Source organism: Flavonifractor sp. An10 (assembly GCF_002161215.1).
Lineage (GTDB): Bacteria > Bacillota > Clostridia > Oscillospirales > Oscillospiraceae > Flavonifractor > Flavonifractor avistercoris.
Genome location: NZ_NFMB01000001.1, coordinates 400759 through 412834 on the forward strand (window position 1 = coordinate 400759; position 12076 = coordinate 412834).

Here is a 12076-nt window from a genome sequence, read left to right on the forward strand (position 1 = left end):
CAGGTGTTTGTGGGGCCGCCGGGACCGGCAAGACAATGACTCCGGTGTGCCATCCCAGCGCGCCTTCCAGAAGTAAATGTACGTTGTACCTCCGGCTGGCTCGCTTGACGCCGTGTTTCTCCACGTACTTCATCAGGGATTGCCGATATGCTCTGCCCTGTGTTATACTCTTGCTCATGAAGGATATGGCCCCCTCTCGTACAGTTGGTGTGTGGTAACTCAACTTTAACCGATGAGGCCTTATCCTTCATCCTTTTTCTTCACTTGTCCAAAATGTATTGTAATCCTACACCGGACAGGCGTATTTTGTCGCCTGTCCTCTTCTATTTCCCGCCCGGTTCTGGTATAATATAACCTTAGAGTAATTTTGGAAACAGGAGGCCGCTATGGAGCGATTGGAACAACTGGCGCGCAAGCTGAGCGGAGAGCTGCCCGGCCTGGAGCTGCGGGAGGAGGAGCCCATGCGGAACCACACCACCTTCCGCATCGGCGGCCCGGCCCGGCTCATGGCCCTGCCCAGAAACGGGAAGGAGGCCGCGGCGGCGGTGCGCCTGGCGGCGGCGGAGGGGGTGGCCCCCTTCTTCCTGGGCAACGGCAGCAACCTGCTGGTGGCGGACGGCGGCTTCGACGGCTTTATCCTCAAGACCACCGGCCTGGATCAGACCAGGGAGGTCAACCGCCGTCTGCGGGCGGAGTGCGGCATCCCTCTGGCCCGGCTGGCCATGGCCGCCCTGGGCCGGGGCCTCACCGGCCTGGAGTTCGCCCACGGTATCCCCGGCACCCTGGGGGGCGCCGTGATGATGAACGCGGGGGCCTACGGCGGGGAGATGGTTCAGGTGCTCACCAGCGTCACCTACCTGGACGAGGCGGGGACGCGCCATACCCTGCCTGCCGGGGCGTGCGGCCTGTCCTACCGGCACAGCCTGTTCTGCGGGCATCCGGAGTGGCTGATCCTGGAGGCAGAGATGGCTCTGCCGCAGGGCGAGGGGGAGCAGATCCGCGGGCGGATGGAGGAGCTGGCCCGGAAGCGCCGGGAAAAGCAGCCTCTGGAGTGGCCCAGTGCGGGCAGCACCTTCAAGCGTCCGGAGGGCCACTTTGCCGCCGCTCTCATCGAGGCGTGCGGCCTCAAGGGTGTGGGCATCGGCGGCGCCCAGGTGTCGGAGAAGCACGCCGGCTTTGTGATCAACCGGGGGGACGCCACCGCCGACGACGTGCGGCGGCTCATGGCCCTGGTGCAGGAGACGGTGCTCCGGGAGACCGGCGTGGCCCTGGAGCCGGAGGTTCGGCTTCTGGGCTTTTGACCTGCGGAAATAAGGAGTTTTTGCCATGGAATTTATCATCATCTCCGGCATGTCCGGGGCGGGGAAGAGCAAGGCGGCCTCCTTCCTGGAGGACATCGGCTTTTACGTGGTGGACAACATGCCCGCCCCGCTGATCCCCAAGTTTGCCGAGCTGTGCATGGCCGGGCCCGGCCGGTATGACCGGGTTGCCCTGGTCACCGACATCCGGGGGGGCCAGACCTTTGACGGCCTGTTCGCCGCCCTGGAGGAGCTCCACCAGATGGGGTGCGCCTACAAGATCCTCTTTGTGGAGGCCACGGTGGAGACCATCATCAAGCGCTATAAGGAGACGAGGCGGATCCATCCCCTGGCCGGCTCCTCCCGCACCCTGGACGAGGCGGTGCGGCAGGAGCGCACCGTTCTGGCCCCGGTTCGCCAGCGGGCGGAGTACATCATCGACACCTCCAACCTGTCCACCGCCAAGCTGCGGGGGGAGGTGCTGCGCCTGTTTGGGGACGGCACCGCCGCCCCGGCCATGAGCGTCAGCGTGATCTCCTTCGGCTACAAGTACGGCATCCCCCTGGAGGCGGATCTGGTCTTTGACGTGCGTTTCCTGCCCAACCCCTTCTACATCGCCGAGCTGCGGCCCCAGACCGGTCTGGACGAGGGTGTGTACAACTTCGTGTTCGGCTACCAGCAGACCAAGGACTTCATGGCCCACCTGGAGGGCCTCATCGGCTTCCTCCTGCCCCAGTACGAGGCGGAGGGCAAGACCGTGCTGGTCATCGGCATCGGCTGCACCGGCGGGCAGCACCGCTCGGTGGCTGTCACCCGGGCCCTGGCCGGCTTCATCAAGCGGAAGGGCTACGCGGCCACGGAGAACCACCGGGACATGACGCGGGCATAGGGGGGACAGAGCATGACAGAATCCAGCTGTTTGGAGCGGCGGCGGGAGCAGGGGCCCCGGGTGGTTGCCATCGGCGGCGGCACCGGGCTGTCCACCATGCTGCGCGGCCTGAAAAGCCACACCAAAAACCTGACGGCCATTGTCACCGTGGCCGACGACGGCGGCGGCTCCGGCAAGCTGCGGCAGGATCTGGGCATGCCCCCGCCGGGGGACATCCGCCACTGCATGGAGGCCCTGGCCAACGTGGAGCCGGTGATGGAGCAGCTGCTCACCTACCGCTTTCCCCAGGGCTCCGGCAACCTGACGGGCCAGTCCTTCGGCAATCTGATCCTGGCCGCTCTCAACGGCATCTCCGACTCCTTTGATGAGGCGGTGGCGCGCATGAGCCAGGTGCTGGCCATCACCGGCCGGGTACTGCCCGTGACCAACGACAACGTGGCCCTGGAGGCCACCTTTGAAAACGGCACCCGGGTGCTGGGGGAGTCCAAGATCAGCGCCTTCAAGAAGGAGCAGGACTGCCGCATTGAGAGCGTCCGCCTGCTGCCCGAGCACCCCCAGGCCCTCCCCGCGGCCATCCAGGCCATTGAGGAGGCGGAGCTGATCCTCCTGGGCCCCGGCAGCCTGTACACCAGCGTGATTCCCAACCTGCTGGTGGACGGCATCGCCCGGGCGGTGTGCGCCTCCAAGGCCCTGAAGATCTATATCTGCAACATCATGACCCAGGACGGGGAGACCGAGGGCATGACCGCCTCCGACCACGTGGCGGCCCTGCTGCGCCACTCCGGCCCCGGGCTGGTGGACGTCTGCCTGTGCAACTCCGCGCCGGTGCGCCCCGGCCTGGTGGAGCGGTACAGGGAGGAGGACGCCGCCCCCATCGTGGTGGATAGAGCGGCCATTGAGGCCCTGGGGGTGGAGGTGGTCACCCGCCCCCTGGCCTCCGAGACCCTGAACTACGCCCGCCACTCCTTCGCCCGGCTGGCCAAGGCCGTGATGGAGCTCTACGAGGAGCGGGCCCACACCAGAATTTTTTAAGGAGGGGCGGCCATGTCCTTTTCGTCCCAGGTCAAGGGGGAGCTGTGCCGCACGGCCCTGTCCCGGCGCTGCTGCGCCCAGGCGGAGGCCTACGGCGTGCTGCTCTACTGCAACCAGTTCACCGCCCGGCAGGTGCGCATCACCACCGAGTCCGCCCCCTTTGCGGCCCGGCTGCCCGCCCTGTTCCAGAAGGCGTTTCAGGTCTCCTTCGACCGGCTGCCGGAGGCGGGGGCGGGGAAGCAGATCTTCTCCATCACCCGGCCGGACAAGCTGTCCGCCCTCTGGTCTGCCTTCGGCTATGAGCCGGCGGGGGCCCTGGCCCACCACATCAACTTCGCCGTGCTGGAGGAGGAGCACTGCCGCCTGGCCTTTTTCCGGGGGGCTTTCCTGGCGGGGGGCTCGGTGACCGACCCGGCCAAGCGCTACCATCTGGAGCTGTCCACCCCCCATCTCAGCGTCAGCCGGGAGCTGCGGGCCCTGCTGCTGGAGGCGGGCTTCTCCCCCAAGGAGACCACCCGCAAGGGCAACTCCGTCACCTACTTCAAGCAGAGCGAGGCCATCGAGGACTTCCTCACCGCCATCGGCGCCCCCCTGGCCGCCATGGAGATCATGAACGCCAAGGCGGAGAAGGATCTGCGGGGGAGCGTCAACCGCCGGGTCAACTGTGACGCGGCCAACCTGGACAAGGCGGTGGACGCCGCTCAGGTGCAGCTGGAGGCCATTGCCACCCTGGAGGAGCGGGGGATGCTGGAGGAACTGCCGGACAAGCTGAAAGAGGCGGTGGATCTGCGGGTGGCCCACCCGGAGTTCACCCTGACCCAGCTGGCGGAGCTTTGCAATCCGCCGGTGTCCAAGTCGGCCTTCAACCACCGGCTGCGCAAGCTGGTAGCCCTGGCCAAGTCGTAGGGGCGAACTGTGTTCGCCCGCGTGATTCCCGGACAGGGATGCGGAGGCGGGCCCCAACCCCGCCCGCTGCTGCTGGAAGAAGGGATAGAACAATGAAAAAGATCGCCCGGCAAAGGTGCCGGATGCTCCTGCTGGACGGACTGTGTATTGCTGTGATCGCGGCCGGCGCTCTGCTTGGAGATACGCTCCGGATATTGGGAATCGTACTCACCCTGGGTGGGATCGCCTGCCTGCTGGTACTGTTCCTGCTGACGGCCCGCGCCTTCTGTTCCCGCTGCCCCCGCTGCGGGTATCCGATCTGGGGCAGGGCCTTCCGAAAAACCCGTTTCCGGCGGCCGGTTTACTGTCCCCGCTGCGGGGCGGTTGTTACCGACGACAACCTGACCCAATAGAGAAAGAGGAGGCACCACCATGTCCTTTGTCCACCTGCATGTGCATACCGAATTTTCCCTGCTGGACGGGGCCTGCCGCATCCCCCTGCTGGTGAAGCGGGTGAAGGAGCTGGGCCAGCCTGCCGTGGCCATCACCGACCACGGGGTGATGTACGGCGTGGTGGACTTCTACAAGGCCTGCAAGGCGGAGGGGATCAAGCCCATCATCGGCTGCGAGGTGTATGTGGCCCCCCGGAGGCGCACCGACAAGGTACACGAGTACGATGCCTCCATGTACCACCTAATCCTCCTGTGCCGCAACGAGGAGGGCTACCGCAACCTGTGCTGTCTGGACTCCGCGGCCTTCACCGAGGGGTTCTACATCAAGCCCCGCATCGACAAGGAGATTCTGCGCCAGCACGCCGGGGGGCTGATCGCCCTGTCGGCCTGCCAGTCCGGGGAGGTGCCCCGGCTGCTCCTGGCGGGCAACTACGAGGGGGCCAAGGCCGCCGCCCTGGAGATGCGGGAGCTGTTCGGGGAGGACGGCTACTACCTGGAGCTGCAGGATCACAAGCTGCCCAACGATCCGGTCATCAACCAGGGGCTCATCCGCATCCACCAGGAGACGGGCATCCCCCTGGTGGTGACCAACGACGCCCACTACCTCCGCCGGGAGGACGCGGAGATGCAGGACACCCTCATGTGCATCCAGATGGGCAAGACGGTGGACGATCCCAACCGCCTGCGGATGGAGACCAGCGAGCTCTATGTCAAGTCCACTGAGGAGATGGCCGAGCTGTTCCCCGAGTACCCCGAGGCTATGGAGAACACGGTGAAGATCGCCGAGCTGTGCAACATGGACTTCCAGTTCGGCGTCCACCACCTGCCCGAGTTCAAGCTGCCCGAGGGGTACACCGACGGGGACGCCTACTTCCAGAAGCTGTGCGAGGAGGGCTTTGCCCGCCGTTACCCCGGCAATCCGGAGGGCTACCGGGAGCGGCTGGACTATGAGATGGGGGTCATCCGGCAGATGGGGTTTGTGGACTACTTCCTCATCGTCTCCGACTTCATCGGCTACGCCAAGGGAAGGGGCATCCCGGTGGGCCCCGGCCGGGGCTCCGCCGCCGGCTCCATGGTGGCCTACTGCATGAATATCACCGACGTGGATCCCATGAAATACTCCCTCTACTTCGAGCGGTTTTTGAACCCGGAGCGGGTCACCATGCCGGACATCGACATCGACTTCTGCATCCGCCGGCGGCAGGAGGTCATTGAGTACGTCCAGGACAAGTACGGCGCCGACCACGTGGCACAGATCGTCACCTTCGGCACCATGGCCGCCCGGGGGGCCATCCGGGATGTGGGCCGGGCCCTGAACATCCCCTATGCCGAGGTGGACGCGGTGGCCAAGCAGGTGCCCAGCGGCCCCGGCGCCCTCCACATCACCCTGGACGAGGCCCTCAAGCTGTCCAAGCCCCTGCGGGAGATGTACGAGGGGGACGAGCGGATTCACAACCTCATCGACACCGCCAAGGCCATCGAGGGCATGCCCCGCCATGCCTCCACCCACGCCGCCGGCGTGGTGATCACCCGCAGGCCGGTGGTGGACTACGTGCCCCTGGCCAAGAACGACGAGTCAGTGGTCACCCAGTACGTCATGACCACCCTGGAGGAGCTGGGCCTGCTGAAGATGGACTTCCTGGGCCTGCGCAACCTGACCATCCTGGACGACACCGTGAAGCTGGTGCAGAAGAGCCGCCCCGGCTTCACCCTGGCGGATGTGCCGGATGACGACCCCGAGGTGTTCCAGATGCTCTCCGACGGCAAGACCTCCGGCGTGTTCCAGATGGAGTCGGCGGGCATGACCGGCGTGTGCGTGGGCCTCAAGCCCCAGAATATCGAGGACATCACCGCCATCATCGCCCTCTACCGCCCCGGCCCCATGGACTCCATCCCCCGGTTCATCGCCTGCAAGCACAATCCGGACAAGGTGCGCTACAAGCACCCCCTGCTGGAGCCCATTCTGTCCGTCACCTACGGCTGCATCGTCTACCAGGAGCAGGTCATCGAGATCTTCCGCAAGCTGGCGGGGTACACCATGGGACAGGCGGACATGGTGCGCCGGGCCATCTCCAAGAAAAAGAAGGCTCAGATCGAGAAAGAACGGCAATCCTTTATCTATGGGGATCCCGAGCGGGGCATCGCCGGCTGCGTGCCCAACGGCATCCCGGAGCAGACCGCCCAGGACATCTACGACGAGATTGAGGACTTCGCCCAGTACGCCTTCAACAAGGCCCACGCCGTGGCCTACGCCATCGTGGCGAACCAGACGGCCTGGTTCAAGTGCCACTACACCCGGGAGTACATGGCCGCCCTGCTCACCTCCGTGCTGGACTCCAGCGAGAAGGTTGCCGAGTATATCGCCGAGTGCAAGGACTGCGGCATTGCCCTGCTGCCCCCGGACATCAACGAGTCGGAGGCCGACTTCACCGTCTCCGGCGACAACATCCGCTTCGGCCTGGTGGCCGTCAAGGGGGTGGGCCGGGGCTTCATCAACGAGGTGCTGGCGGAGCGGCAGAGGGGCGGGCCCTTCACCTCCTTCCCCGACTTCTGCCAGCGCATGAGCGACGCCGACTGCAACAAGCGGGTGCTGGAGAGCCTCATCAAGTGCGGCGCCTTTGACAGCATGGGGGTGTACCGCTCCCAGCTGCTCCGGGCCTATGAGTCCCTGGTGGACGCCATCGCCCAGAACAAGAAACGGAACCTGGAGGGGCAGTTTGACCTTTTCGGCGGCGGTGGCGGCGGGGAGCAGAAGCCCCCGGAGCTGCGGGTGGAGCCCATTGAGGAGTTCACCCGGCAGGAGCTGATGACCATGGAGAAGGAGACCACCGGCCTCTACCTCACCGGCCACCCCATGGACGAGTACCGGGCGCTGGCCCGCCAGTGTAAGGCGGCCCCCATCGGCTCCATTCTGGCCGACTTCGCCCAGGAGGGCGGCCCCACCACCTACCGGGATGAGCAGCGGGTGACCCTGGCGGGGGTGGTGGCCTCCGCCCGCACCAAGACCACCCGCAGCAACACCCTGATGGCCTACGTGGTGCTGGAGGACGACACCGGCTCCATGGAGATGCTGGTCTTCGCCCGGGTGCTGGGGGAGGCGGGCCCCTACCTGAAGGAGGGGGTGCCGGTGCTGGCGGAGGGCCGCCTCTCCGTCCGGGATGAGAAGGCCCCCCAGCTCATGTGCGACCGGGTGCGCCCCCTGGAGCACGTGAAGGGCAGCCAGCCCCCGGCGGAAGAGGGCCGGAAAGCCAGACGGCTTTACATCCGCATACCCAGCCTGGAGGATCCCCGGTGGGAGAAAATCAGGCTGGTGCTCACCATGTTCCCGGGCACCGAGCAGATGAAGGTGCGCTGTGCGGACACCGGCAAGCTGCTGGGCACCCCCTGCCTGGTGCACGACGCCCTGATCCGGGAACTCCAGGAGCTGCTGGGCGCGGAAAACGTGGTGGTCAAGTAGAGAGGCGAATTCATGAAACCCATGAACATCAAAAAGCTGGCGTCCCTGCTCTTTCAGCGGTCTGTGGTTGTGGCGGCGCTGATCCTTGTACAGGCGGCACTGATCATCGGAATGCTTGCGCTGTCCTCGGCCGGATACTCGTATGTCAGATGGGGAAGCCTGGTGCTGTCCGTGCTGGCTGTCCTGATTATTGTCAGCCGGCAGACCGACCCGGGGTATAAGATCGCCTGGATCGTTCCCATCCTGCTGTTTCCCGCCTTTGGCTGGCTGCTGTATCTGCTCTGCGGCGGCAACAAGCTGTCAGCCCGGCAGCGGCGGAAGATGCAGGGTATGGATCGCACCATGCTGGAGCAGCTGGAGCAGGACTACAAGGCGGAGCAGCTGGAGCGGCTGGGGGCGGACGCGGCCAACCAGGCCCGCTATCTGGAGCGGTACGCCCGCTGCCCCGTGTACACCAACACCTGGACGCGCTATTTTCCGCTGGGGGATGACGCCTTCCCCGTCATGCTGGAGGAGCTGAAAAAGGCGGAGAAGTATATTTTCCTGGAATATTTCATCATCGCCCCCGGCGTGTTCTGGGACTCCATTGTGGAGATCCTGCGGGAAAAGCACGCCGCCGGGGTAGACGTGCGGGTGATCTACGACGACGTGGGCTCCCTGAACACCCTCCCCATGAACTACGCCCACAAGTTTGAGGCCGGGACCGGCATCCCCTGCTGCTTTTTCAACCGCTTCAAGCCCATCATATCCATCCGCATGAACAACCGGGATCACCGGAAGTTCTGCATCATCGACGGCCACACCGCCTTCACCGGCGGCATCAACCTGGCCGACGAGTATATCAACCAAAAACCCCGCTTCGGCCACTGGAAGGACAGCGCCATCCTGCTGAAGGGGGAGGCGGCGTGGAGCATGACGGTGATGTTCCTCACCATGTGGGAGTATATCCGGGATGTGGAGGAGGACTACAGCCGCTTCCGCCCGGCGGCCCTGCCGGCGGAGGCCGCCGGGGGGGCCGGATACTATGTCCAGCCCTATACCGACAACCCCCTGGACGACGAGCCGGTGGGGGAGACGGTATACCTGAACCTGATCAGCAAGGCAAAGCACTATATCTATGCCATGACCCCCTATCTGATCATCAGCGACAGCGTGAACACCGCCCTGTGCAACGCGGCCAAGGCGGGGGTGGACGTGCGCATCATTACCCCCCATATTCCGGACAAGCCCCTGGTGTTTGAGCTGACCCGCTCCCATTACGAGCCCCTGCTGGAGGCGGGGGTGCAGATTTTTGAGTATACCCCCGGCTTTGTCCACGCCAAAAATATGGTGGTGGACGATCTCTGTGCCGTGGTGGGCTCCATCAACCTGGACTATCGCAGCATGTTCCTCCACTTTGAGGACGCGGTGCTGCTCTACCGGGATCCCACCATCCTGGATGTGAAACGGGATTTCCTGGAGACCCAGTTTAAGAGCCAGCCGGTGACGCTGGAGGAGTGCCTGGCCCACGCCTGGCCCCGCCGGCTGTTCCGCTCCATCCTGCGGGTGCTGGCCCCGCTGCTGTAGGTGAAACAGACCCCAAAAGAGCACGCCCCGCGTACCGACGCGGGGCGTGAGATTGCCGATAAGCCCTCCTGTTGAAGGATGCGGAGGGAGGGATAGTGTGAAAGGCTGCCCCACAGGGCGTTTCGGAGCGCAACCGCCGCAATGCGGCGGCACTTGGCGCGGAGATGAACCGTCAGGGTTCCCTTTCGCGTTAGATCAAACAACTTTTTGAAACTTCAAAAAAGTTTCAAAAAGTTCAGCAGCCTGTCGAAAAAACTTTTTCGACAGGCTGACGCCCCGCGTACCAACGCGGGGCGGACTTTTTGGGCTTGTTTCGGGTTCACTCCTCCCGTTCGTCCTTTCCATCCTCACCGGAGGAGAGGAGAGCGGAGAGCACCTCGTTGTAGATGCGTTCCGGCTCCGCCTTGAAGTTTCTGGCCAGGCGGTCGGCCTGCTCCTGGGAGCCGCAGAACATCTCCAGGGTCAGCAGGTTGCCGGTCTCGTCGTCCAGAAAGAGCTGCAGGGCGACGCCGCCGTCCGTGCGCAGATGGGTCTCGGCCCGCACCTGGGCGTTGCGGCGGAGGATGCCGTTGAGCTTGACCAGCTGGGCGCTGCACTTGCGCTTGACGGAGAAGGGAAGGCTGCTCTCACAGGCGGCGCTGTTGGCCCGCCCCTTCTCCGTGATGGCGTAGAGCCCGTCCTCCAGGGTCAGGTGGCCGGTATCCACCAGCTCGGACAGGGCCTCGGCAAAGTCGAAGTAGTCGATGCCGTCGTCGCACACGGTCAGCCCAGTCACGGTGGCAAAATCCACCGGGGCCGCCACACGGCACATGAAGTAGAGGATCAGCAGTTTCATATCAAGCTTGTCATGGATGAAGCCGTATCGCGCCATGGGGAGCTCCTTTCAGCGGACGGGGATAACCACTATATCTATGTACTTATTATACAGAAGGAACGAAAAAAGCACAAGGGGTATTTTCTGCCCGCCAAAGGCGCAAAAACGCGCCTCTGCAGGCAGAGGCGCGGAGTGTCTGGTCTGCCTCCCGCAGGAGACGATTGCCGTCCTGCGGGAGACAGTAATGGGGGTGGGTCAAAGAGAGGAAAAGAGAGGAGGAGGTTCGACAGGATTGCTTTGGTCTTCCTGGCAGTCTCTATTCTATCAGCTTCCGCCGGCAAGTGGTGAACCATTTCCAAACTTACTATGAACGTTCTATGAACGCCAGAATGCCCCTAAATCTGCGGCTCCCGGATGCGGTAGAGGGCGTTGAGCACCCGCCAGTTCTGGGGAAAGGGCCGGTTGAGATTCCAGTATCCCACGCCGTCCAGGCCGTACTCCGGCACCAGGGCCAGCTTGGCCTGGATGGAGCGGGCGTCCTCGAACCACACCTCGTGCCCGCCGCCGTATTCGTCGGTATAGCGGAACCAGGGGGCCTGGGACTGCTGGTCATACTGGATCTCCGCGCCGTACCGGACGGCCAGGGCCACCGCCTCCCGGGGGGAGAGGGACTGGGCCTTGGTGCGGCCCTGGACAAAGGGGAGGGGCCAGTCGTACCCGTAGAGAGGCACCCCCAGCCACAGCTTCTCCGCCGGGATCTCGGTGAGGGCGTACTCCACCACCCGGCGCACGTTTGGCAGGGGGGCCACCGCCATGGGCGGGCCGTAGATATAGCCCCACTCGTAGGTCATCAGCAGAACTCTGCTGACAGCGGAGCCGATGGCGGCGTAGTCGTGGCCCTCGTAGAGGGTGCCCGGCTGGTCGGCGGATGTCTTGGGGGCCAGGGCGGCCAGCACCGGCAGGCCCAGGGGGGCCAGCCGCTCCGTCAGCCGGGCCAGGAAGGCGGCGTAGGCCCCAGCGTCCTCCGGCGGCAGATACTCAAAATCCACATCCAGCCCCCGGTAGCCCTTTCGGAGCAGCATGGCCTCCAGGTTGTCGATCAGGGTGTCCTGCAGCGCCTGGTCGGTGAGGGCCAGGTGGGCCAGTTCGTTGGAGAAGCCACCGCTTTCCGTGAGGGTGGACAGGTGCATCAGCGGGGCGGTGCCCGCCTCCGCCGCGGCGGCCAGGAGGGCCCCGTCGTCCAGCTCCACCAGTGCCCCCTGGGGGGTAAAGCCGTAGGTGAAGGGGGTCAGGTAGGTGAGATAGGGCAGGACGGAGGAGAGCAGGGAGGAGGGGATAAAGGGGTAGGCGTAGCCGTTGGCGGTCAGCTCCCCCTCCGGCTCCTGGTCATAGGAAATCACCAGGGTCTCCCCCGGGTAGATGTCCGGCCGGCCGCCCAGGATGGGGTTGTTGCGGTAGAGCTGACGGAGGGAGAGCCCATGGGCCGCGGCGATGGAGGCGGCCGTCTCCCCAGCCTGCACCGTGTGGGTCTGGGCCGGGAACTGCACCACTAGCGCCTGGCCCACCGCCAGGCGGCCGGAGCTCTCCAGGCCGTTGTCCAGCACCAGCTGGGACATGGGGATGCCGTACGCCAGGGCGATGGAGTAGGCGCTCTCCCCGGGCCGCACCACGTGGATGACCATG

At 64.9% G+C, this 12076-nt stretch carries 9 protein-coding genes; 7 read left to right on the forward strand and 2 right to left on the reverse strand.

The genetic code is table 11. The features are described 5' to 3' along the window. The first annotated feature begins 386 nt into the window (after positions 1-386). From murB to cls, 7 genes are all read left to right on the forward strand, one after another. Entirely contained in the window at positions 387-1301 is a 915-nt protein-coding gene (gene murB / locus B5E42_RS02040) for a UDP-N-acetylmuramate dehydrogenase (protein WP_087236396.1), read from the forward strand. Between the two features lie 25 nt (positions 1302-1326). Continuing rightward, positions 1327-2187: an RNase adapter RapZ gene (gene rapZ / locus B5E42_RS02045; protein WP_087236398.1), complete on the forward strand. Its 861-nt coding sequence runs from the start codon at positions 1327-1329 to the stop codon at positions 2185-2187. 12 nt (positions 2188-2199) lie between these two features. Further along, a complete protein-coding gene (locus B5E42_RS02050) occupies positions 2200-3219 on the forward strand; it encodes a gluconeogenesis factor YvcK family protein (protein WP_087236400.1) in 1020 nt (339 codons plus the stop codon). Between the two features lie 12 nt (positions 3220-3231). Then, entirely contained in the window at positions 3232-4125 is an 894-nt protein-coding gene (gene whiA / locus B5E42_RS02055) for a DNA-binding protein WhiA (protein ID WP_087236402.1), read from the forward strand. A 92-nt stretch (positions 4126-4217) separates the two neighbouring features. Further along, positions 4218-4517: a hypothetical protein gene (locus B5E42_RS02060; protein ID WP_087236404.1), complete on the forward strand. Its 300-nt coding sequence runs from the start codon at positions 4218-4220 to the stop codon at positions 4515-4517. Between the two features lie 19 nt (positions 4518-4536). Further along, positions 4537-8013, forward strand: a complete 3477-nt coding sequence (locus B5E42_RS02065; RefSeq protein WP_087236406.1) for a DNA polymerase III subunit alpha — start codon at positions 4537-4539, stop codon at positions 8011-8013. A 12-nt stretch (positions 8014-8025) separates the two neighbouring features. After that, positions 8026-9579 (forward strand): cardiolipin synthase, encoded by a 1554-nt coding sequence (cls, locus tag B5E42_RS02070; protein ID WP_343214167.1) that lies wholly within the window; start codon positions 8026-8028, stop codon positions 9577-9579. Positions 9580-9898: 319 nt separating this feature from the next. Here the strand turns inward: cls and B5E42_RS02075 are convergent, their stop codons facing one another. Together B5E42_RS02075 and B5E42_RS02080 are read right to left on the reverse strand one after the other, a co-directional pair. After that, positions 9899-10450, reverse strand: coding sequence for a DUF4364 family protein (locus B5E42_RS02075; RefSeq protein WP_087236407.1), 552 nt, complete (start codon positions 10448-10450; stop codon positions 9899-9901). A gap of 338 nt (positions 10451-10788) precedes the next feature. Continuing rightward, positions 10789-12075: a glycosyl hydrolase family 18 protein gene (locus tag B5E42_RS02080; protein WP_087236409.1), complete on the reverse strand. Its 1287-nt coding sequence runs from the start codon at positions 12073-12075 to the stop codon at positions 10789-10791. Between the last annotated feature and the right edge of the window lies 1 nt (position 12076).